This is a genomic window from Sphingopyxis sp. 550A (assembly GCF_053569535.1).
Window position 1 is genome coordinate 1,083,358 of record NZ_CM131615.1, and the last position, 20,857, is coordinate 1,104,214.

The following is a 20,857-nucleotide window of genomic DNA, read 5'->3' on the forward strand; positions in this document are numbered from 1 at the left end:
TCTCTTCCTCTCCGACGTCAGAGGGGGAGAAGGGATGGTATTCGCATTGTTTCTGGCGGGACTGGTCGCGGTGATGCTCGCGGCGCCCGAAACGCCGGTCGCGCGTCGGCTGCACGCCACGCTCGTCGAGGAGCCGCTCGATCTCGCGGCGCGGTTCGAGCGCAAGCATATCCTGTTCCTGCTGGTTGGTTTGGTAGCGCTCCAGGGTTTTGCGATGACCTTGCCCGCCGATATTGCGATCCTGATGGCATGGGATGTCACCGCCTATGTCGATCTGCTGATCGCCGGCTGGACGCTTTCGGCTTTCGCGCGGCTCCGCTCGGTAAAGGCCTGGATCGGTCTGCAATGCGCGCGCTTCGCACCGCGGCGTTATGTGCGGACACGCCGCATTCGGCCTTCGGCCGATCGAGGTTCACCGGCCAATGACGACGACCCTGCGCCACGGGCAGTGCCGCTGGCGGCCTGATGCGGCCTAGCCTGCGCCCCTATCTGATCTGGTTCGCCGTTGCCGTGCTGCTGACGCTCGGCGCGATCCGGGCGATCGGATGGGCGAAGGATCATCCCGAGCATTTTCCCGGCGCGCGCTTCGAGCTCGACCATCCGCAGGGCTGGGCGACGCATCGCAAACTGGTGGGGCTTGCCGCCGACGATGCCGCCTGTTTCGCGGCGTTCGACCGCGCCAAGGCGGGCTATCTGCGACGTCCGGTGGTGGGGCAGGGGATATGCCGCGCCAGCCAGCGCATGATATTGACCGGCGACCGGCTGGTGCCGACGATGCGCCCCGCGAATGCGGCGCCGGGCTGCGCGGTCACCGCGGCGATGGCGCTCTGGACGCGCGATATCGTGCAGCCGGCGGCGCGGAAATATTTCGGGCAGCGGGTCGTCGCGCTCGAAAATCTCGGCAGCTATAATTGCCGCAAGATCGCGGGACAGAGCGCGCAGAGCGAGCATTCGACCGCCAATGCGATCGACATCTCCGCCTTCATCCTCGCCGACGGCACGCGCGTCTCGTTGCTGAACGACTGGAAGGACGAGGATGTGCGGAGCGAGTTCCTGCACGCGGTGCGCGACGGGTCGTGCGGGCTGTTCAGCACGGTGCTGTCGCCCGACCACAATGCCGCGCACGCTAGCCATTTCCACCTCGACCTGGCGGCGCGGCCGCTGGGGTGGACGGTGTGCCGTTAGAGCATGACCATTTTTGATTGAATCGTCATCCCGGCGAAGGCCGGGGTCTCATCGTCTCGGCCTTACGCACCGGCGAGATCCCGGCCTTCGCCGGGATGACGAGATAAGAAAGGTGGTGTTTCAGTCCAACCCGATCACGATCCGGGCCCCTAGACCGTGAAGCTCTCGCCGCAGCCGCAGGCGCCCTTGGCGTTGGGGTTCTGGAAGACGAAGCCCGCGGCGAAATCATCCTCGACCCAGTCCATGACGCTGCCGATCAGATAGAGCACCGACGCGCCGTCGATGTAGAAGGTGCCGCCCGGCGTCTCGATCTTCTCGTCGAACTTCGCTTCCTCGGTCACATAATCGACCGAATAGGCGAGGCCGGAACAGCCGCGCCGCGGGGTCGACAGCTTGACCCCGATCGCGCCCTTGGGTGCCGATGCCATCAGCGCGGCGACGCGCGCCTCGGCGTTCGGGGTCAGCGTCACCGCGGCGGGGCGGGTGCGGGTCTTGGTGTCGGTCATCGTCATCTCCCCCCTCCGGCTTGCAGGAGGGGTCGGGGTGGTTTCGTGCAATATAGGGATGGTTCGCGCCCGCGCCCACCCCTGATCGCGCCCGCGATCACAGCATCCCCAGTTCCAGCCGTGCCTCGTCGCTCATATTCTGCGGCGACCAGGGCGGATCCCACACCAGATTGACCTCGGCATCGCCCACGCCAGGCACCGCGCCGACGCGCAGTTCGACCTCGCCCGGCATCGATTCGGCGACCGGGCAATGCGGGGTCGTCAGCGTCATGGTGATCAGCACATGCCCCTCGTCGATCTCGATATTGTAGATGAGGCCGAGGTCATAGATGTTCACCGGAATTTCCGGATCGTAGATGTCCTTGAGCGCACCCACCACGGCTTCGTAGAGATCGCCGCCGACCGCGTTCGGATCGTCGGCCGCCGGTTTGGCGGCGAGGAAGCCTTCCAGATAGTCGCGCTTGCGCTCCAGCTTCGCAGCAGCCGGCTCGGCATCCTCGACGCGCGCCTTGGGCGGCGCCTCGACGCTTTCCACTTCCTCGATCCTGATCGTCCGCTCGTCGCTCATCCGAAAATCCTTTCGACGCGGGCGAGGCCGTCGATCAGCGCCGCCACATCGTCGTCGTTGCTGTAAAGTCCAAAGCTGGCGCGCGCCGTCGCGGGCACGCCGAGGTGTGCCATCAGCGGCTGTGCGCAATGATGCCCGGCGCGGATCGCGACCCCGCTTTCGTCGAGGATCGTGCCGATGTCGTGCGGATGGACCCCCGCCATCGCAAAGCTGACGATCCCGGCGCTGTCCTCGGGGCCGAACAGGGTAATGCTGTTCTTGCGCGCGAGCTGTTCGCGCAACGAGCCGACGAGCGCACACTCGTGCGCATGAATGGCCTCGACGCCCAGCGCTGAAACATAATCGGCCGCCGCCGCGAGCCCCAGCGCCTCGACGATCGCCGGGGTGCCGGCCTCGAAGCGGGTCGGGGCAGGGGCGTAGGTCGTCTTTTCGAACGTCACGCGGTCGATCATCGACCCGCCGCCCTGCCACGGCGCCAGCGCGTCGAGCTTGTCGCTCCACAAGACGCCGATGCCGGTGGGGCCATAGAGCTTGTGCCCCGAAAAGACATAATAGTCGCAGCCGAGCGCGGCGACGTTGACCGGCAGCCGCGGCACCGCCTGGCAGCCGTCGATCAGCAGCTCGGCGCCGACGCGGTGCGCGAGCTCCGCCGCGCGCGCGACGTCGAGCGGGCTGCCGAGCACGTTCGAGACATGCGCGAAGGCGACCATCGTGTGATCGCGCGTCAGCAGCTTTTCCGCCGCGCCCAGATCGATGCGGCCGTCCGCCGTCAGTGGGCAGACGTCGATTTGCCAGCCCGCGAGCTGCCACGGCACGATATTGCTGTGATGTTCGAGCGTCGAGAGCAGCACGCGACCCTTGCGCGGGTGGCTATAGGCGACGAGGTTGATCGCCTCGGTCGCACCGCGCACGAAGGTCACCTGCTCCTCGATCCCGCCGATGAACGCCGCGATCCGCCGCCGCGCCGCCTCATAGGCGAGCGTCATGTCGGCCGACCGCGCATAGACGCCGCGATGGACGGTCGCATAGTCGCGCCCCATCGCCAGCGTGCAGGCATCGATTACCGCCTGCGGCTTCTGCGCCGTCGCGGCGGTATCGAGATAATGCCAACCGGGGGTGAGGCCGGGGAACTCGGCCCTTATGTCCCCCTCCCGCTTGCGGGAGGGGTTAGGGGAGGGCATGTCCGTGGCTGCCGCGACGCTCACACCAATTCTCCCAGCTTCGCCAGCGCCAGTTCCTGCAACCGTGCCTCGTCCTCCGCCCCGTCGAACACGCCGGCGACGAACGCCTGCAGCAAGATCTTCTTCGCCTCGGCGGGCGGCATCCCGCGCGACTGGAGGTAGAAGAGCGCTTCCGCATCGAGCTCGCCGATCGCGCAGCCGTGCGCGCATTTGACGTCGTCGGCGAAGATTTCGAGTTCGGGCTTGGCGTTGGCGGTCGCGCTGCGCGTCAGCAGCATCGCCTTCACATCCTGCGCGCTGTCGGTCTGCTGCGCCCCGCGCGCGACCGCGACCTTGCCGAGATAGGTGCCCGTCGCGGTCCCCGCCAGCACCGAGCGCACCACCTGCCGCGAGGTCGCGCCGGGCTCGGCGTGGGTGACGGTGGTGACGATCTCGAGCGTCTGTTCCCCCCCGCCGATCTGCACCGCGCCGAGCGTGAAATCAGCGCCCTCATGGAGGGTGACGTTCATCTCGATGCGCCCGTAGGCGCCGCCGATGTTCAGCACATGCAGTTTGGCAACCGCACCCTTGCCAAGGGTGAGGTTGATCTGGCGGATGTCGCCAAGGTCCTGCACGATCGCGCGCGCAAAGCTGCCGCCTGCGGGCACCATGATGCTTTCGGGCGCGGGTAGCGGCCAGAGGCGCGCCAGCGCCTCCATATCGCTATACCGCCACGCCTCGTCGCGGCGTGTAGGGAGAGTCGCTGCGCTCACGGCCTGCTCCTCTCCGCGTCTCCGCGTCTCCGCGTGAACAATATGAAGGATTCACGCGGAGACGCGGAGACGCGGAGAAAAGAAGAGATTGCGCCTGCGGCGCGAAAGCGGGTCACGCCACCACCTCCGCATAGCCATGTTCTTCGAGTTCGCGCGCCAGTTCGGGTCCGCCCGACTTGACGATGCGCCCGGCGGCGAGGACGTGGACGAAATCGGGCTGCACATAATCGAGCAGCCGCTGATAGTGGGTGATCAGCAGCACCGCCTTGTCGGGGCGCCGCATGATCGTATTGATCCCGTCGCCGACGATGCGCAGCGCGTCGATGTCCAACCCCGAGTCCGTCTCGTCGAGGATCGCGAGCTTGGGATCGAGGATGCCCATCTGCACCATCTCGTTGCGCTTCTTCTCGCCGCCCGAAAAGCCGACGTTCACGGGCCGCTTGAGCATGTCCATGTCGAGCTTGAGCAGCCCCGCCTTCTCGCGCGCGAGCTTCAGGAAATCGCCGCCCGACAGCGGCTCCTGCCCACGCGCCTTGCGCTGGGCGTTCAGGCTTTCGCGCAGGAACTGGACGTTCGACACGCCGGGAATTTCGACCGGATATTGGAAGCCGAGGAACAGACCCGCGGCGGCGCGCTCGTGCGGGTCGAGCGCGAGGAGGTCGATCTCCCCACCTTCGCCATCCCGAACACCCCCGTCGTCACCCCGGACTTGACCCGGGGTCCATTCCGGCGCCGCAGCCGTGGATGCCGGATCAAGTCCGGCATGACGAGTAGGGGTAAACGTCACCGACCCCTCGGTCACTTCATACCCCGGCCGCCCGCCGAGCACATAGGCCAACGTCGACTTGCCCGCGCCGTTCGGCCCCATGATCGCGTGAATCTCGCCCGCATTGATGGCGAGCGACAGGCCCTTCAGGATCGGCTTGTCAGCGACGATGGCGTGGAGGTTTTCTATTTTGAGCATATTATCGCAATCTGTTGAAATAGCTGCCGTCGTAATTGGCAATCACATTCTCGTGGCTGTCCAACTCAACAACGATTCTGATTTCCGCACACTCGTGGCGAAAAGGGCGAATGACATTCAAGAGGACTTGGCGTGCTTTGGACTCTCCACCGTTTTCACGGGTGCGCCTAAGCTCGTCGTCCGTTCGCAAGAAGATGATCGCGGCGAATTCGCAGTCATTAGGAAAGATCGCGAACTCCTGCAGGTCGAATATGTCCGATAATTTCGCGCGAGCGGCCGTTGAAATGTCGTCCCAATTGCGATCACGATAAGCCATCTGTGCCGAAGCTCGATCAAATTCTTCCTGCGTTGGAATTGAGGACGTCATCACCCCACGCTCCCTTCCAAACTGATCCCCAACAATTTCTGCGCTTCGACCGCAAATTCCATCGGCAGTTGCTGCAGCACTTCCTTGGCGAAGCCGTTGACGATCAGCGCCACCGCTTCTTCCTGCGAAAGACCGCGCTGCATTGCGTAGAAGAGCTGGTCGTCGCTGATCTTGCTCGTCGTCGCCTCATGCTCGACTTGCGCGCTCGGGTTGCGGACCTCGATGTATGGCACGGTGTGGGCGCCGCATGTGCTTCCCAAAAGCAGGCTGTCGCACTGGGTGAAGTTGCGGACGCCCTCGGCATTGGGCGCGACGCGGACGATACCGCGATAGGTGTTGTTCGACTTGCCCGCGCTGATCCCCTTGCTGACGATGGTCGAGCGGGTGCGCTTGCCGTTGTGGATCATCTTGGTGCCGGTGTCGGCCTGTTGATAATTGTTGGTGACCGCGACCGAATAGAATTCGCCAACGCTGTCGTCGCCGTTGAGCACGCAGCTTGGATATTTCCAGGTGATCGCGCTGCCGGTTTCGACCTGCGTCCACGATACCTTGCTGCGCTTGCCTTGGCACAGCGCGCGCTTGGTCACGAAATTATAGATGCCGCCCTTGCCCTCGGCGTCGCCGGGATACCAGTTCTGGACGGTCGAATATTTGATCTCGGCATCGTCGAGCGCGACCAGCTCGACGACTGCGGCGTGGAGCTGGTTCTCGTCGCGCATCGGCGCCGTGCAGCCTTCGAGGTAGGAGACGTAGGCGCCCTTGTCGGCGATGATCAACGTGCGCTCGAACTGCCCCGTATTCTCGGCATTGATGCGGAAATAGGTGCTGAGCTCCATCGGGCAGCGCACGCCCTCGGGGACATAAACGAAGGTGCCGTCGGAGAAGACCGCGCAGTTGAGCGTCGCGAAATAATTGTCGTGCATCGGCACGACCTTGCCGAGCCACTTCTTCACCAGCTCGGGATATTCGCGGATCGCTTCGCTGATCGACAGGAAGATCACGCCGGCGCGCTTCAGTTCCTCGCGGAAGGTCGTCGCGACGCTGACACTGTCGAACACCGCGTCGACCGCGACCTTGCGCGCGCCCTCGACCCCGGCGAGCACTTTCTGCTCCTCGATCGGGATGCCGAGCTTCTTGTAGACTTCCAAAATTTCGGGATCGACCTCATCGAGGCTCGCCAGCTTCGGCTTCGCCTTGGGCGCTGCGTAATAATAGGCGTCCTGGTAATCGATGGGCGGGACGTCGAGCTTCGCCCAGTCGGGCGGCGTCATCGTCAGCCAGTGGCGAAACGCCTTCAGCCGCCAGTCGAGCATCCATTCGGGCTCGTTCTTCTTGGCGCTGATGAAGCGTACGATATCCTCGTTCAGCCCTTTCGGCGCGAAATCGGTTTCGATCGCCGACGACCAGCCATGTTCATAATCGGCGACCTTCGCCGCGGCATCGTGCGCGGCCTGGTCCTTGACGGGGAGGGTGGGGTTGTCGGTCATGCTTCTATCCTCCCCTCCCGCTTGCGGGAGGGGTTGGGGGAGGGAATGTCGGCGGAAGCGGGGGTGGCAACAGGCCCTCCCCAAACCCCTCCCGCAAGCGGGAGGGGCTTAACGAGGCTCGCCAGGCTGATCGCGTCCAGTGCCGCGCGGACGGCGCCGTTGACGACGCCCAGATGCGGCTGCACCTGACAAGCGCCCTCGAAGCCGCAGTCGTGCCGCCCCTCGTCGCAGCAGGCGGTGAGCGCGATCGGTCCCTCGACCGCTTCGATGATGTCGGCGACGCTGATCGCCGCCGCGGGCCGGGCGAGGCGGATACCGCCGCCGCTGCCGCGCGAAGCGACGAGCAGGCCGGCACGCGCGAGGCCGCTCACCAGCTTTTGCGCGGTGGGCCCCGGAATTCCCGTCTGTTCGGCGAGCATCCCGGCGCTGAGCGCCACCGATCCGCACTGGCGCGCGGCGGCGCTCATCAGCACGACGGCATAATCGGCAAGGTTCGACAGGCGCACGAAATCCTCGTTGGAATTGCGAATGATTCTTAACTGGAGCGAATTACTCCACTTATATAGGCGAGGGCTGCGCGCGGCGCAAGCAAGCGCGAATTGGGAGGTCCAAAGAAAAAGGCACCCGCCCGGCCGAGGCCGAACGAGTGCCGAGATGAAGGTCTCTGTCCTCGTCAGAGGAAGAGCTCTTCTGGGTCGCAAGCTCGAATTATGCCGACCGCGCGATTCGCGATTGGATGGAAACGCCAAATCGTCATCCGGCGCTATTTTCTTTCGTCCTGTCCCGGGACAGGTCGGGGATCAGGTGTCCGAGACGAGCGGACTGACCTTGCCCGCCATCTGCTTGCGCCCCTTGGTCGTTGCTTCGGTATAAAGCGTCGGGCGGGCGAGCTGGCCCGGTGTCGCGCCTGCAAAGCGCTTCATTTCGCGGATCAGGTGCGACTGGTCGTAAAAGGCGTCGCCGAGTTGCGCTTCCTCCAGGCATTCGCCGCGCGCGAGCGCGGAGGCTGCGCGCACCGCGCGATATTTGCGTGCCAGCATCCGCGGCGACAGGCCGTAATAATGTTTGGTCATCCGTTCGACCGAGCGGATCGACATGCCCGTCGCCTCGACGAGATCGGGAACCTGCGGCGATATCGATGCGGTCAGCCATTGGTCGACGGTGCGCGTGAACCACACCGGCGCCGGCTCGTTCTTCTTCAGGATCTCGCGGACGAAATTATTGGCGATCACCAGCCGCTCGGCGGTGTCGGCCGCGCCGATCAGCGTTTCGATCACCTCCTCGATCCAGTTTCCGAACAGGTCGGCGGCATCGATCGCGCGGTCGGTGAGCTTATCGGCATGATCGCCCATCAGCGTCGCCCAGCCCGCGGGCATCATCCCGAAGCCATAGATGCGAAGCGGGCCGCGGCCGATCGCGCGCACGCTGCCGCTCGTGGGGCCGATGATCGTCGCGCGCCCGGCGGGAAAGCGATGGCCGTCGGGGAAGACATATTCGCCCTCGGCCGTGCTCATGATCCGGAATTGCGGGCGGTCGGCGCGCTCGGCCTCGTCGAACAACGGCATGTCGATCCGCACGAAGTAGAAGCTCGATACCATCTCCGCCAGATCGGGATCGGGCGGGAAATATTGGAGCTCGAACGGCGCATCGCCCTCCGCGCCCGCTGGCGTAGCAGTTTCCGACATGACGAGACCGACCCCAGGCAGCTTTGTTGCCGCCTTTTTCTATCCGCCATAATTTTCCATTTGCGGCGAGGCGTCAAGCCGCAATTCCGTGTCAGCCCTGCTTCTCGCTCGCGATCCAGGCATCGACCCGGCGCTCCAATATGTCGAGCGGCACCGGCCCCGATTGCAATACCGTGTCGTGGAAGGCGCGGATGTCGAAGCGGTCCCCAAGCGCGGTCTGCGCGCGAGTGCGCAACTCCATGATCTTGAGCTTGCCGATCAGATAGGCGGTCGCCTGGCCCGGATAGACGATATAGCGTTCGATCGCTTTCTCGATGTCGCCGGCGGGGTTGGGCGTGTTCTCCTTCAGATACCGGATCGCCTGTTCGCGGCTCCAGCGCTTGTCGTGGATGCCGCTATCGACGACGAGGCGGCACGCGCGCCACAGCTCCATCCCCAGCCGCCCGAAATCGCTGTAGGGATCGGTATAGGCGCCCATGTCCTTGGCGAGTTCCTCCGAATAGAGACCCCAGCCCTCGGTATAGGCGGTGAAGCCCCCGAAGCGGCGGAACGGCGGCAGGCCGCTGAGTTCGGTCTGCACCGCGCGCTGGAGGTGGTGCCCGGGAATGCCCTCATGATAGGCTAACGCTTCGAGTTCGGTCTTCGACATGTCGCGCAGGTCATAGAGGTTCACATAATAGGTGCCGGGCCGCGACCCGTCGGGCGAGGGCGATTGATAAAAGGCCTTGCCCGCCGATTTCTCGCGGAATGCCTCGACCGCCTTCACCTGCAAGGACGCCTTCGGCAGCGTGTTGAAATAGGCGGGCAGCCGTGCCTCCATCGCCTTCACCTTTGCCGCGACGTCGGAAAGATAGGCCTCGCGGGTCGTATAATAATATTGCGGGCTCGTCCGCAGATGCTCGAAGAATTGCGGCAGCGTGCCCTTGAAGCCGACCTTCTTCCTGATCGCTTCCATCTCGCCGTGAATGCGCGCGACTTCGGACAGGCCGAGCGCGTGGATCTCGGCCGCGCTCATGTCGGTGGTCGTATAATTGGCGAGCAGCGCGGCGTAATAATCCTTGCCGCCGGGCATCCGCCAGACGCCGTCCTCGGTCGGCGCGACCGCCTGCTGGCGCTCCATCTCGGCGAGCAGGCGGGTATAGGCGGGGGCCGCGCTGTCGGTCCAGGCGGCCTTGGCGGCGGCGATCAACCGCGTCTTTTCGGTCGCATCGACGTCGAGCTTGCCGACCTTTGTCGTGATATCCTCGATCACCGCATTGTCGGGTTTCAGCAGGTTGCGGATATCCGAAAGCACATAGGTATAGACCCATTTCGGCGGCGCATAGCCTTGTCCGGCGCGCTTCGCCGATTCGGCCGACAGCGCATCGAGCAGCGGCCCGAGCCCGCGAATACGCGAAACATAGGCTTCGGCCTCGGCGACGTTGGCGACGCGGTGGATGTTGATCAGGAAAGCGGGCAGGCGGCTCTGCGCGCCATTCATCTGGTCGAAGATATAGTCGTGGTCGCGCCACGCGAAGAGCCGGTCGGCGCGCGCCGCCTGTGCGTTGAACAGCTCGAACGACAGCGCGTAGTCGGCGGAAAGCGTCGCCGGATCGAAGCTCGCGCGCATCGCGTCGGCGCTTGCCTGCTGCAATTTGTGGCGCGCGACCGCCGCCTCGTCGCCAACATCGTCCCAGCGGCCATAATCGGCGTCGCGAATGCCGCGATAGGCCTTGCCCTGCGGGCTCAGTGAGAGTTGCGCATCGTCATATTTCTGGAAGAAATCGCCGAGGCTGGCCCCCGCGGGTTGCTGGTCCGGCGCGGCCTCGGCGGCGGGCGTGGCGACGCCGGGCTGCGCGGCACAGCCGGCCATGACGAGCGCCATCAGGCTGGCGGACAATGCGGCGATCAGGCGGCGGTGCGACACGATTTTCTCCCTGTTTTCCTGCGACGATGGACTTGCCATAGGGCCCCCGCGCGCGCAATGGCGGGCCCATGTCGCTCCTCGCATCCGCCGCCGACGCCGCCTATGCGCTCGTCCGTCCGCTCGTCCACGCCACCGATGGCGAAGCGGCGCATAACCTGACGCTGAACGCGCTCCAGCCGTTGCCGCGCGCGCGGCGTGCGCTGACCAGTCCGGCGCTCGCGACCGACCTGGCCGGGCTGCATTTCCCGAATCCCGTCGGCCTCGCCCCGGGCTTCGACAAGGATGCGCGCGTCGCGCACGCGATGCCGCATTTCGGCTTCGGCTTCGTCGAGGTCGGGACGCTGACTCCGTTGCCGCAGGACGGCAATCCGCGCCCGCGCCTGTTCCGGCTGGTCGAGGATCGCGCGGTGATCAACCGCATGGGCTTCAACAACGGCGGGCAGGCGCGGGCGGCCGATCGCATTGCGTGCCTGCGCCGTTACGGCCTGCCGGTGCCGCTCGGCATCAACATCGGCGCGAACAAGGACAGCGCCGACCGCATCGCCGACTATGCGAAGGGCACCGCCGCGATGGCGCCGCTCGCCGATTATCTGACGGTGAATATATCGTCGCCGAACACGCCCGGACTGCGCGCCTTGCAGGACAAGGGCGCGCTGGAGGCCTTGCTCGACGGCGTCGCGGCCGCGCAGCCGAAGGGCGCGGCAAAGCCGGTATTCCTCAAGGTCGCGCCCGATCTTGAGCCCGCCGACATCGACGACATCGTCGCGGTCGCCTTCGCCAAGGGGCTCGCCGCGGTGATCGTGTCGAACACGACGATCGCGCGGCCGGCGCTTGCCTCGCGCCATGCCGGCGAGGCCGGCGGGCTGTCGGGCGCCCCGCTCGCCGAACTGGCGCTCCAGCGCGTCAGGGATTTTCGCGCTGCGAGCGGCGGCAAGCTGCCGCTGATCGCCGCGGGCGGTATCGGCTCGGCCGAGCAGGCGTGGCAGCGCATCCGCGCGGGCGCCAGCCTGATCCAGATCTATTCGGCGATGGTCTATGAAGGGCCGGGGCTCGCCGCACGCATCGCGCGCGGGCTGGAAACGCTCGCGAAGCGCGACGGGTTTGCGCGGGTGAGCGATGCGGTGGGGGCAGGCGACTGATTTCCCCTCCCGCTTGCGGGAGGGGGAACAAGGGTTGCGCTGTCCCGACCCCCGCGCCAATGTCGCGCCCATGATCAAACGACTCCTTGCGGCCTTCAGCCTCTTCGTCATCGCCTTCCCGTCGCTCGCGAGCGCGCAGGGCGTCACCTCGTCCGCCGATCCGCGCGCGACCGAGGCGGGGCGCGAGATATTGCACGAGGGCGGCAGCGCTGCCGACGCGGCGATCGCGATGGTCGCGGTGCTGACATTGGTCGAACCGCAGTCGAGCGGTATCGGCGGCGGCGGCTTCATGGTCTATCACGATGCCGGGAACGGCAGCATTTCGACGATCGACGGCCGTGAGACCGCGCCCGCCGCCGCCAAGCCCGAGCGTTTTCTCGGCCCCGACGGCAAGCCGCGTCCCTATATGGACATCATTCCGGGCGGCCTCTCGGTCGGCGTTCCGGGCAACGTCCGGCTGATGGAGATGGCGCACAAGAAATGGGGCAAGCTCGAATGGAAGGCGTTGTTCCAGCCCGCGATCAAGCTGGCCGAGGACGGCTATCAGGTCACCCCCGCGCTCAATAACTGGCTCGTTCAGTTCGAGCCGCTTTGGAAGGACTTCCCGGCGGCGCGCGCTATCTATTATGTGGGCGGCAAGCCCGCGCCGGTCGGCACGACGATCAGGAACCCCGCCTATGCCGCGATCCTCCGCGACATCGCGGCGCGCGGCCCCGAGGCCTTCTACGCGGGCGCCAATGCCAAGGCGATCAGCGACGCGGTCGCGAAGGCGCCGCGCAACGCGACCCAGCTCACGCTCAAGGATTTGGCCGCCTACAAGGCGAAGGAGCGCCCGGCGGTCTGCACCACCTATCGCATCTATAAAGTCTGCGGCATGGGGCCGCCCTCGTCGGGGGCGACGACCGTGTTCGGCATCCTCGGGATACTCGAAGCCTATGACATGAAGACGATGGGCAAGGACGATCCGATGAGCTGGCACCTGCTCGCCGAGGCGATGCAGCTCGCCTATGCCGATCGCGCCGCCTATCTCGGCGACAGCGATTTCGTCGACGTGCCGGTGAAGGGGCTGCTCGACAAGGCCTATCTCGCCGAACGCCGCCAGCTCATCTCGCCCTTCGGCGCCGCGGGGCATTATGAGGCCGGAACTCCGCCGGGCGCCAAGCCGCGCGCCGCGGCGGCGCCGGTCAAGGAGCAGGGGACGACGCATTTCGTCGTCGTCGACAAGGACGGCGACGTGATGTCGATGACCTCGACGGTCGAGAGCATCTTCGGCAGTCAGCTCATGGCGAACGGCTATTTCCTCAACAACGAGCTCACCGACTTCGACCACGCGCCGATCCAGGACGGCGTGCCCACGCAGAACCGGGTGCAGGCGGGCAAGCGCCCGCTGTCCTCGATGGCACCCACGATCGTTTATGGTCCCGACGGCAAGGTCGTGCTCGCGCTCGGCTCGGCGGGGGGCAAGCGGATCATCATGCATGTCACCAAGACGCTGATCGGCGTCCTCGACTGGGGCCTCGACGCCAAATCGGCGATGGAACTTCCCAACCTCTTCTTCGGCCAGCAGGGCGTGCTGATCGAGAATGATGCGGCGGGCGAGGCGATTGCCGCGAAGATGAAGCCTTTCGGCTACAGCTTCACGCCGACCGACCTCGGTTCGAAACTCAATGCGATCCAGCGGGTCGGGGATGGCTGGCAAGGCGCCGCCGATCCGCGCGGCCCCGGCACCTCGTCGGTCGATGGCGCGCCGGCGCAGAACTGATTATTACGGCCTTTTTCATCGTCATCCCGGCGAAGGCCGGGATCTCACCCTCGCGTCACAGCGCAGCGGCGAGATCCCGGCCTTCGCCGGGATGACGGAGGGGTTATGGGCTTCTATCGTGTGGCGATTGACCTTAAGAATGGCCCAATGACAATATAATCTCCCGAGGAGAGGCGCAGGCATGAAGCTGGTAAACCCCCATCTCGACCATTTTCCGAGTCTGGTCGCGATGTTCTTCGACCGCGCGGGGCGGGGCGGCGAAGATCCGTTCCTGTGGCGCAAGGCCGATCGCGCGTGGCAGCCGCTGAGCTGGCGGCAGGTCGCGAACCAGGTGTCGGCGCTCGCGCACAACCTGCGCGAACTGGGGCTGAAGGACGGCGACCGCGTCGTGCTGGTCAGCGAGAACCGGCCCGAATTCTGCATCGCCGACCTCGCCATCATGGCGGCGGGCTGCATCACCGTGCCGACCTACACCACCAACACCGAGCGCGATCACCAGCATATCCTCGACAACAGCGGCGCGAGCGCGGTGATCGTCTCGACCGCGAAGCTCGCGCGGACGCTGATGCCCGCGGTGCTGCGTTCGAACGTCAAGCTCGTCATCACGATGGAAAGCCTGCGCGTCGGCCAGCAGGGCGACGTGCGCGTACTCGACTGGGACCCGCTCGTCACCGGCGGCGAGGCGTGGGTCGAGGAGACGAAGGCGCGCGGGCTCGCGATGACGCGCGACGACACCGCCTGCATCATCTACACCAGCGGCACGGGCGGCGCGCCGCGCGGGGTGATGCAGCATCATGGCGCGATCCTGCACAATGGCGCCGGGGCGGCCGAGATTCTCGTCAACGACTTCGGGATCGGCGAGAATGAGACCTTCCTGTCCTTCCTGCCTTTGAGCCACGCCTATGAGCATTCGGGCGGGCAGTTCCTGCCGATCATGGTCGGCGCGCAAATCTATTACAGCGAGGGGCTCGAAAAGCTCGTTTCGAACATCGAGGAGACGAAGCCGACGATCATGGTCGTCGTGCCGCGGCTGTTCGAGGTGATCCGCGCGCGGATGATCAAGTCGGTCGAGAAGCAGGGCAAGCTTGCGAACTGGATGCTGGGGCAGGCGCTGCGCGTCGGCGAAAAGGATTATGAACGCCGCATGGGCGTGTTCGACCGCCCCGTCGACCTCCTCCTCAACAAGCTGTTCCGCCCCAAGATCCAGCAGCGCTTCGGCGGCCGGATGAAGGCGCTGGTGTCGGGCGGCGCGCCGCTCAATCCCGAAATCGGGGTCTTTTTCCACTCGATCGGCCTGACCCTGCTGCAAGGCTATGGGCAGACCGAGGCGGGGCCGGTGATCAGCTGCAACCGCCCCGCCGCTGGGCTCAAGATGGACACCGTCGGCCCGCCGCTGATGAACACCGAGGTGAAGATCGCCGACGACGGCGAAATCCTCGTCCGCGGCGAACTGGTGATGAAGGGCTATTGGCGCAACCAGCCGGAGACCGAGCGCGTGCTCGTCGTCGATCCGGTGGAGCCCGACAAGGGGCCGTGGCTCCACACCGGCGACATCGGTCATATTGACGCCAAGGGCCGGATCGTCATTACCGACCGCAAGAAAGATCTGATCGTCAACGACAAGGGCGACAATGTCTCGCCGCAGCGCGTCGAGGGGATGCTGACGCTCCAGCCGGAGATTTTGCAGGCGATGGTTTATGGCGACAAGCGCCCGCATCTCGTCGGCATCCTCGTTCCCGACCCCGAATGGATGGCCGAATGGGCCGAGGCGGAGGGGCTGCCCAAGGATCTCGAGCGGCTCCGCGAGCATGAAAAATTCCGCGCCGCCGTCCGCGCCGCCGTCGACCGCGTCAACGAGCAGCTCTCGGTGATCGAAAAGGTGCGCAAGTTCGACTTCGCCGACGAACCCTTCACCATCGAGAATGAGCAGATGACGCCCTCGATGAAGATCCGGCGGCATATCCTGCGGCAGGTCTATGAGGACAAGATCGCGGCGCTGTACGGCGGCTGACGGGTAAGCAGAAGCGATTGCCGCGCAAGATCAGTGGCTTGACTCTTCACGTTCAGAAGGGCGTAAGGAAGAGGGGGCCATGTCCGGATGACGGACAAGCTGATACGAGAGGTGGCCTCCAATGCGTTATTCTGTCTCGATCCTGTGCCTGCTCGGCAGTCTCTGGGCAGCGCCCGTCCAGGCGCAATGCGTCGAGTGCGCGCAGCAGATGTTTCAGGCGACGCTGACGACCAACGTCTGGTACAATATCAATCAGGACCAGATCGACCAGACACGCAGCAGCGATGCGCGTAACGGCGTCTGCTACGATGCCAACCGGCGCTTCAGCGGCTGCGAGGGCAGAGCGACGCGGCCGCGTCCGACCGGCATCGCGTCGGCGGTCGCCAACCAAGCCGAAAATGCGGTGATGGCCGTCCTCAATGCCGAATATCGGCGCCGGCTGCAGGCCTATGGCAATGCCAATGCCGGTCAATGGCTCAACAAGGCGGCGGGCGATACCGGCCGGCAGGTCGGCGCGCTGAACGCCGAATACCGGCGCCGAGGTGTCGGCGCCGATAAATGGTATGTCGAAAGCGCGCGTGCGATCGCCGCCCGCTATGTGAGCGGCAGTCGCGGCGCGGCGATCGGCGAAGCGGTGATCGGCGGCATTCCCGCGGCGACGCGTAAGCGTGCCGAGGATGCGACCTTTGCGATCATCGAGCCGGAGATCGCACGTCGCAGCAACGCCCACGGTCAGGCGGAAACGGTCGAATGGGCGCGGTCGGTCGGATTGGCCGTCGGTTCCGGGGTCCGGAATCTCGCACCCGAATATGCGCAGCGCGCAAAGGTCGATGGCCGAACCAGCGCCGACGACTGGTATGTCGAGCAGGCGCGGACGCTAGCGACCCGGCAGGTGCGTAGCGGACGCTAGTTCGATGCGAGTGCTGAGGTTGCAGGCGGGGATGCGACCCGAAAGAGCTCGGTGCAAACCGGAGCCCCGCCTGCGGACTGAGCCCGTGACTCAGCCAGCGTCCCCCGCCGGTTTGCGATAGGGGACGAATGGACCGAAGACGCAGGTCGGGCCGCGAATGCCGCTGCTGCGGTCGACCAGATGGAAGAAATCGCCTTCACAGGTCGATGAGCCGAACTGACGCACGACCATGATGTCGCTGTCGCGCGCGAGGCCCGGGCAACTTCCCTTGAGGTCGTTGCGGTAGACGAGCTTGCCGCCCGCACGATAGAGCAGGATGTTGTCCGAGATGCGGATCGTCTCGGTCGTGCGATAACTGGGCAGGCACTGGACCGGCTCGCCCGGCACCTTGCCCGCGAGCTGTTTGTCGAGCTGTTCGGCCTGCTTGGGGCTGAGCGCCGCGGCGCCGGCTTCGGCGGTGCCGCCGGGGGCGCAGCTTGCCATCATCGGCGCGGCCAGCAGCGTCAGTGCCGCGGCGCGGATCAACGCGGTGCCCGTTATCGTCAGGGTCATCGTCAGGCTCCTTGCAGCATCGGTGATGCTGACGGTTTCGAAATGAACGGATGGTGAAGTCGCGGCATCAGGCGGCGTCCTTCAGCGCGCGGATGCGACCCAGTTCGGCCGCCGTGGCGGCGCGGAGGAAGGGGTTCGTCGCGCGCTCGGCGCCGATGCTGGTCGGTACCGTCGGCTCGCCCGCCGCCCGCGCCGCCTCGACCGCCGCCAGCCGTTCGGCGAGCGCGGCGTTGCCGGGGTCGACGGTGACCGCGAAGCGTGCGTTCGACAGCGTATATTCGTGCGCGCAATAGACGCGCGTCGCATCGCCCAGCGCGTCGAAGCGCCGCATGTTCGTGAACATCTGTTCGGCGGTGCCCTCGAACAACCGGCCGCAGCCCATCGCGAAGATGGTGTCGCCGACGAAGATCGCGTCGTCGGTCGCGAAATGATAGGCGATGTGCCCGGCGGTATGCGCGGGCACGTCCCAGACCTCGGCGACATGCGCGCCCAGCCGGGCGCGGTCGCCGCCCGTCACCCGCACATCGAGCGTCGGGATGCGTTCATATTCCGCCGCCGGGCCCGTGATCGTGCAGCCTGTCGCTTCCTTGATCGCCGCGTTGCCGCCGGTGTGATCGGGGTGCCAATGGGTGTTCCAGATGTCGGTGATCGTCCAGCCACGCGCCGCCGCCGCTTCGAGCACGGGCTCGGCGACGGCGGGATCGACGACCATCGTCGCCTGGCTGTCGGAATCGTGGACCAGCCAGACATAATTGTCATTGAGGACCGGAATGCGGACGATGTCGAGCGGGCTCACGAATATCTCCTTTCTTCCGGCCTCATGCCTCCCAGACGGAGCGCCGGGCGGTCAGCCTTGACCGATTTACCAGACGCCGGTGTTGGGCATCGAGGCCCAGGGTTCCTGCGGCGGCAGATGGCCGTCCTGCAATAGTTCTACCGAAATGCCGTCAGGCGAGCGCACGAACGCCATATGCCCGTCGCGCGGCGGGCGGTTGATCGTCACCCCGGCGTCCATCAGCCGCTGGCAAGTCGCATAGATATCGTCGACGCGATAGGCGAGATGGCCGAAATTGCGCCCACCCGTATAGGCTTCGGGCGCGCTGCCGTCCTCGGGCGGCCAGTTATAGGTCAACTCGACCTCGGCGACGCCCGCCTGTCCCGGCGGCGCGAGGAAGATCAGCGTGAAGCGGCCCGCCTCGCTGTCGAAACGGCGCACTTCCTCGAGCCCGATCAGCTTGAAGAAATCGATCGTGGCGTCGGGATCCGACACGCGGATCATCGTGTGAAGATATTGGGTCATGCGCCCATGTTAGGCGCGAAGAGCCCGTCCTTCAAATGCTTCGAACAATGCGATGAAATCATCCGGCGCAGGCGTCGGCGCACCGCGCGCTTCGGCGACGTGGACGCTGACCTCGACGCCCGTAGCGCGCAGGTCGTCGGCGCCCTTGCCGTGGAGCTCGAACAGGAAGGTCATCGAACTGCGGCCGACGCGCGAGCAGCGCACGCAGATGTCGATCTCCTCGTCGAGAAGGATCGGCACCTTGTAATCGACTTCGGCGTGCGCGACGTGAAATTCGGGGCTGCTATGGTCGGGCCAGCGATCGTAGACGCCCACCGCGCGCCAATATTCGGTAATGCCGATGTCGAAATATTCGAGGTAGCGGCTGTTGAACACGACGCGCTGCGCGTCGATCTCGGCATAACGGACGCGCTTGGTGACGTGGAATTTGAAGTCGCTGCGAGCCATGATGATCCTTTGAAACGCTTTGTGTCCCCGCGAAGGCGGGGACCCATCTCCGGACGGTTCGAGCTTGCGCCCACCGGAGATGGACCCCCGCCTTCGCGGGGGAACGGATTTTTTTCAATCAAAGTTTAATTTGCGGCCGCCAAATGCGCGACGGTATCGATTAAGAGCGCGATGTCGCCGTCGCGCGACAGGCGGTGATCGCCGCCCTTGACCAATGTCACCTGCACGTCTTCGCTGGCGAGCGCCGCAGCGAGGCGCAGACTGATCGCGGGCGGAACGTCGCCATCCTCCTGCCCGTGCAACAGCCGCACCGGACAGGCGAGCGGGATGTCGGCATCGAGCAGCCGGTTCGCCTCGCCCGACTGGAAAAAGCCGCGCGTGGTGACATAGGGCTGGTCGCTGTAGGATGTGTCCTCGACCAGCGCCCCTTCGGCGAGGATGATCGCCTTCTCCTCGGGCGAGAAACCCCAGTCGGTGAAGTCGGGCGCCGCCGCAATGCCTACAAGCCCGGCAACGCGTCCCATCGCGTCACGCCGGGCAAGCGCGAGCGCGACGAGCAGCATCAGCCAGCCGCCCATCGACGATCCAACGATCAGCACCGGCCCATCGGTCTTCGCATCGATCAGGTCGAGCACATCGCCGCGCCAGTCGATCAGGGTCTGGTCGGCGAACAGCCCGTCGGACAATCCGCAGCCGGCATAATCGAGCAGCAGGCAGGCGCGGCCTTCGGATGCGGCCCAATCGAACAGGGCGGTCGCCTTGCCGCCCGCCATGTCGGACATATAGCCGGGCAGAAAGACGATCGTCGGCCCCCGGCCCGCGACATGGTGATAGGCTAGGCGCGGACGATCGGACCGGTCGAGATAATGGGGGGGTGTTTCCACCGGCGTCAGATGACCCAATCGACCGTGTTCATCTGGATCGTCGCGAGCCCCTTGGCGCTGCGCTGTTCGACCATGATCCTGTTCAGGCGGCGGATCGTGTCGCTGCCGGTGGTGATGCACCAGCCGGGGACGACCGCATGGACCAGCGCGCAGAGGCCGCCGAAGATCATCGTCACCCCGAATTTCGACGCAACGCCGAAATGCTCGACGTAATTTTCATCGACGCTCTTCGGGTGATCGACGAACAGGCGCTTGAACATCTGGGGTGGCTCCTTTCCGGCTGCCGCCGCCCTAGCGGGAGAGCCCGTCTCCCGCAAGGGCGGCGCGCCGGGGTGCCGTCAATTCGCGAGGAAGGCGTCGACCGCGGCGGCAAAGGCGGCGGGCTGATCGAGCATGATGAAGTGGCGGCTGCCGTCGATCCGCTTCAGCGTCGCGGTCTTTGCGGTGGCGAAGGCGCCCTTGTAGAGGCCGTCGACCATCTCGGCCGGCATCGCGCTCGCATCGAAGGGATAGAGCATCGTGAACGGCGCGCTGATCGCGCCGAGTTCGGGGCGCAGGTCGGTGGTCATGTCGTCGTACACGAGTTGCGCCGCCACCCGGGCGTCGGCGGTCCTGGTCCACGCCTTGACCTGGGCGCGGCCGGCATCGGTCGCCGACATGATCTGCAGCGTCTGGTCGTCGGCCTCCGCATTGCTCTTCGCGGCGAGCATCTTCTGCATCGCGGCCGCCTGCGGTTCGACAGTGGCGACGGTCGCGGTCGGGCCGAACAGCATCCCGAAGAAGGGCAGGCTGTCGACGACCATCAGCTTGCCGGCGTCGTCCGGGGTGCGCGCCGCGATCATCATCGCGGTCAGGCCGCCGAGCGAATGGCCGATGATCGCCGGGGCGGGACGGTCCTGTCCGGCGATGCAGTCGGCGATGAAACCGTGGACATCCTCGACGACGCGCGGCAGCACGGGTCCCTCGGCGTTCGGACCGGCATCGTCGCCGAAACCGCGGATCTGGACGATGTGGAGCCGGTATTTCGATTTCAGCCGCTCGGCGGTCGGGTCCCACACCGCGCGCGGGGTCGACAGGCCGGGGATCAGGATGACGTCGGGGCCCTGACCCTCGTTCAGGATCGTCACGCTCTTGCCGAGCGTGATGTCGGCCGAACAGGCGCCCTCGGTCGGGGCTTCCGCGGCGTTGGCGTGACCGGCAAGGTTCGCGACCAGCAGAGTGAACAAAGCGGCGATAGCGAGTTTTTTCATC

General features: G+C 65.6%; 23 protein-coding genes. 6 read left to right on the plus strand and 17 right to left on the minus strand.

All coding sequences use genetic code 11. The features are described from left to right. Positions 1-34 precede the first annotated feature (34 nt). Positions 35-466, plus strand: coding sequence for a hypothetical protein (locus ACVENA_RS05110; protein ID WP_449327912.1), 432 nt, complete (start codon positions 35-37; stop codon positions 464-466). Then, positions 466-1,185, plus strand: coding sequence for an extensin-like domain-containing protein (locus ACVENA_RS05115; protein WP_449327913.1), 720 nt, complete (start codon positions 466-468; stop codon positions 1,183-1,185). The genes ACVENA_RS05110 and ACVENA_RS05115 overlap by 1 nt, the downstream gene beginning before the upstream one ends. A gap of 149 nt (positions 1,186-1,334) precedes the next feature. Here the strand turns inward: ACVENA_RS05115 and ACVENA_RS05120 are convergent, their stop codons facing one another. From ACVENA_RS05120 to ACVENA_RS05165, 10 genes are all read right to left on the minus strand, one after another. Further along, complete coding sequence (locus tag ACVENA_RS05120) at positions 1,335-1,697, minus strand: HesB/IscA family protein (protein ID WP_449327914.1); 363 nt, start codon at positions 1,695-1,697, stop codon at positions 1,335-1,337. Positions 1,698-1,788: 91 nt separating this feature from the next. Next, positions 1,789-2,259: an SUF system Fe-S cluster assembly protein gene (locus ACVENA_RS05125; RefSeq protein WP_449327915.1), complete on the minus strand. Its 471-nt coding sequence runs from the start codon at positions 2,257-2,259 to the stop codon at positions 1,789-1,791. Continuing rightward, positions 2,256-3,440 (minus strand): aminotransferase class V-fold PLP-dependent enzyme, encoded by a 1,185-nt coding sequence (locus ACVENA_RS05130; RefSeq protein WP_449328893.1) that lies wholly within the window; start codon positions 3,438-3,440, stop codon positions 2,256-2,258. Before ACVENA_RS05130 ends, ACVENA_RS05125 begins: the two co-directional genes overlap by 4 nt. Before the next feature lie 20 nt (positions 3,441-3,460). Further along, positions 3,461-4,192, minus strand: coding sequence for a SufD family Fe-S cluster assembly protein (locus ACVENA_RS05135; protein WP_257548711.1), 732 nt, complete (start codon positions 4,190-4,192; stop codon positions 3,461-3,463). A 112-nt stretch (positions 4,193-4,304) separates the two neighbouring features. After that, complete coding sequence (sufC, locus tag ACVENA_RS05140) at positions 4,305-5,156, minus strand: Fe-S cluster assembly ATPase SufC (protein ID WP_449327916.1); 852 nt, start codon at positions 5,154-5,156, stop codon at positions 4,305-4,307. A 1-nt stretch (position 5,157) separates the two neighbouring features. Continuing rightward, positions 5,158-5,526, minus strand: a complete 369-nt coding sequence (locus tag ACVENA_RS05145) for a hypothetical protein (RefSeq protein WP_449327917.1) — start codon at positions 5,524-5,526, stop codon at positions 5,158-5,160. Then, entirely contained in the window at positions 5,523-7,010 is a 1,488-nt protein-coding gene (gene sufB, locus ACVENA_RS05150; protein ID WP_449327918.1) for a Fe-S cluster assembly protein SufB, read from the minus strand. Before sufB ends, ACVENA_RS05145 begins: the two co-directional genes overlap by 4 nt. Next, positions 7,007-7,516 (minus strand): RrF2 family transcriptional regulator, encoded by a 510-nt coding sequence (locus tag ACVENA_RS05155; RefSeq protein WP_449327919.1) that lies wholly within the window; start codon positions 7,514-7,516, stop codon positions 7,007-7,009. Before ACVENA_RS05155 ends, sufB begins: the two co-directional genes overlap by 4 nt. 294 nt (positions 7,517-7,810) lie before the next feature. Next, positions 7,811-8,695 (minus strand): helix-turn-helix domain-containing protein, encoded by an 885-nt coding sequence (locus ACVENA_RS05160; RefSeq protein WP_257548721.1) that lies wholly within the window; start codon positions 8,693-8,695, stop codon positions 7,811-7,813. Positions 8,696-8,786: 91 nt separating this feature from the next. Next, positions 8,787-10,559, minus strand: coding sequence for a DUF885 domain-containing protein (locus tag ACVENA_RS05165; RefSeq protein WP_449328894.1), 1,773 nt, complete (start codon positions 10,557-10,559; stop codon positions 8,787-8,789). 110 nt (positions 10,560-10,669) lie between these two features. Here ACVENA_RS05165 and ACVENA_RS05170 point away from each other — a divergent pair, with 110 nt between their 5' ends. The 4 genes from ACVENA_RS05170 (at position 10,670) to ACVENA_RS05185 (ending at position 16,423) form a co-directional block, all read left to right on the plus strand. Beyond that, positions 10,670-11,740 carry a quinone-dependent dihydroorotate dehydrogenase gene (locus ACVENA_RS05170; RefSeq protein ID WP_449327920.1) on the plus strand — a complete coding sequence of 357 codons (1,071 nt, stop codon included), beginning with the start codon at positions 10,670-10,672 and terminating at the stop codon, positions 11,738-11,740. A gap of 70 nt (positions 11,741-11,810) precedes the next feature. Further along, positions 11,811-13,502 (plus strand): gamma-glutamyltransferase, encoded by a 1,692-nt coding sequence (ggt, locus tag ACVENA_RS05175; RefSeq protein WP_449327921.1) that lies wholly within the window; start codon positions 11,811-11,813, stop codon positions 13,500-13,502. 181 nt (positions 13,503-13,683) lie between these two features. Next, on the plus strand, positions 13,684-15,513 hold the full coding sequence (locus ACVENA_RS05180; protein ID WP_449327922.1) for an AMP-dependent synthetase/ligase: 1,830 nt from the start codon (positions 13,684-13,686) through the stop codon (positions 15,511-15,513). A gap of 121 nt (positions 15,514-15,634) precedes the next feature. Beyond that, a complete protein-coding gene (locus ACVENA_RS05185; RefSeq protein WP_449327923.1) occupies positions 15,635-16,423 on the plus strand; it encodes a hypothetical protein in 789 nt (262 codons plus the stop codon). Between the two features lie 90 nt (positions 16,424-16,513). Here the strand turns inward: ACVENA_RS05185 and ACVENA_RS05190 are convergent, their stop codons facing one another. From ACVENA_RS05190 to ACVENA_RS05220, 7 genes are all read right to left on the minus strand, one after another. Further along, a complete protein-coding gene (locus ACVENA_RS05190) occupies positions 16,514-16,975 on the minus strand; it encodes a hypothetical protein (protein WP_449327924.1) in 462 nt (153 codons plus the stop codon). A gap of 67 nt (positions 16,976-17,042) precedes the next feature. Continuing rightward, positions 17,043-17,771: a hydroxyacylglutathione hydrolase gene (gene gloB / locus ACVENA_RS05195; protein WP_449327925.1), complete on the minus strand. Its 729-nt coding sequence runs from the start codon at positions 17,769-17,771 to the stop codon at positions 17,043-17,045. Positions 17,772-17,837: 66 nt separating this feature from the next. Next, a complete protein-coding gene (locus ACVENA_RS05200; RefSeq protein WP_257548738.1) occupies positions 17,838-18,275 on the minus strand; it encodes a VOC family protein in 438 nt (145 codons plus the stop codon). Positions 18,276-18,284: 9 nt separating this feature from the next. Beyond that, positions 18,285-18,722: an acyl-CoA thioesterase gene (locus ACVENA_RS05205; RefSeq protein ID WP_257548740.1), complete on the minus strand. Its 438-nt coding sequence runs from the start codon at positions 18,720-18,722 to the stop codon at positions 18,285-18,287. A gap of 125 nt (positions 18,723-18,847) precedes the next feature. After that, entirely contained in the window at positions 18,848-19,615 is a 768-nt protein-coding gene (locus ACVENA_RS05210; RefSeq protein WP_449328895.1) for an alpha/beta fold hydrolase, read from the minus strand. Next, entirely contained in the window at positions 19,612-19,866 is a 255-nt protein-coding gene (locus ACVENA_RS05215; RefSeq protein WP_449327926.1) for a DUF6356 family protein, read from the minus strand. The genes ACVENA_RS05210 and ACVENA_RS05215 overlap by 4 nt, the downstream gene beginning before the upstream one ends. A gap of 78 nt (positions 19,867-19,944) precedes the next feature. Further along, the gene (locus ACVENA_RS05220) at positions 19,945-20,856 is read right to left on the minus strand and encodes an alpha/beta fold hydrolase (protein WP_449327927.1); all 912 of its coding nucleotides are present in this window, start codon (positions 20,854-20,856) and stop codon (positions 19,945-19,947) included. Position 20,857 lies beyond the last annotated feature (1 nt).

Excerpts from the sequence above, each read along its gene's own strand:
- ACVENA_RS05110 (WP_449327912.1), top strand. The coding sequence starts at position 35 with ATGGTATTCGCATTGTTTCTGGCGGGACTGGTCGCGGTGATGCTCGCG.
- ACVENA_RS05115 (WP_449327913.1), top strand. The coding sequence starts at position 466 with ATGCGGCCTAGCCTGCGCCCCTATCTGATCTGGTTCGCCGTTGCCGTG.
- ACVENA_RS05120 (WP_449327914.1), bottom strand. The coding sequence starts at position 1,697 with ATGACGATGACCGACACCAAGACCCGCACCCGCCCCGCCGCGGTGACG.
- ACVENA_RS05125 (WP_449327915.1), bottom strand. The coding sequence starts at position 2,259 with ATGAGCGACGAGCGGACGATCAGGATCGAGGAAGTGGAAAGCGTCGAG.
- ACVENA_RS05130 (WP_449328893.1), bottom strand. The coding sequence starts at position 3,440 with ATGCCCTCCCCTAACCCCTCCCGCAAGCGGGAGGGGGACATAAGGGCC.
- sufC (WP_449327916.1), bottom strand. The coding sequence starts at position 5,156 with ATGCTCAAAATAGAAAACCTCCACGCCATCGTCGCTGACAAGCCGATC.
- sufB (WP_449327918.1), bottom strand. The coding sequence starts at position 7,010 with ATGACCGACAACCCCACCCTCCCCGTCAAGGACCAGGCCGCGCACGAT.
- ACVENA_RS05160 (WP_257548721.1), bottom strand. The coding sequence starts at position 8,695 with ATGTCGGAAACTGCTACGCCAGCGGGCGCGGAGGGCGATGCGCCGTTC.
- ACVENA_RS05165 (WP_449328894.1), bottom strand. The coding sequence starts at position 10,559 with ATGGCGCTCGTCATGGCCGGCTGTGCCGCGCAGCCCGGCGTCGCCACG.
- ACVENA_RS05170 (WP_449327920.1), top strand. The coding sequence starts at position 10,670 with ATGTCGCTCCTCGCATCCGCCGCCGACGCCGCCTATGCGCTCGTCCGT.
- ggt (WP_449327921.1), top strand. The coding sequence starts at position 11,811 with ATGATCAAACGACTCCTTGCGGCCTTCAGCCTCTTCGTCATCGCCTTC.
- ACVENA_RS05180 (WP_449327922.1), top strand. The coding sequence starts at position 13,684 with ATGAAGCTGGTAAACCCCCATCTCGACCATTTTCCGAGTCTGGTCGCG.
- ACVENA_RS05185 (WP_449327923.1), top strand. The coding sequence starts at position 15,635 with ATGCGTTATTCTGTCTCGATCCTGTGCCTGCTCGGCAGTCTCTGGGCA.
- ACVENA_RS05190 (WP_449327924.1), bottom strand. The coding sequence starts at position 16,975 with ATGACCCTGACGATAACGGGCACCGCGTTGATCCGCGCCGCGGCACTG.
- ACVENA_RS05200 (WP_257548738.1), bottom strand. The coding sequence starts at position 18,275 with ATGACCCAATATCTTCACACGATGATCCGCGTGTCGGATCCCGACGCC.
- ACVENA_RS05205 (WP_257548740.1), bottom strand. The coding sequence starts at position 18,722 with ATGGCTCGCAGCGACTTCAAATTCCACGTCACCAAGCGCGTCCGTTAT.
- ACVENA_RS05215 (WP_449327926.1), bottom strand. The coding sequence starts at position 19,866 with ATGTTCAAGCGCCTGTTCGTCGATCACCCGAAGAGCGTCGATGAAAAT.
- ACVENA_RS05220 (WP_449327927.1), bottom strand. The coding sequence starts at position 20,856 with ATGAAAAAACTCGCTATCGCCGCTTTGTTCACTCTGCTGGTCGCGAAC.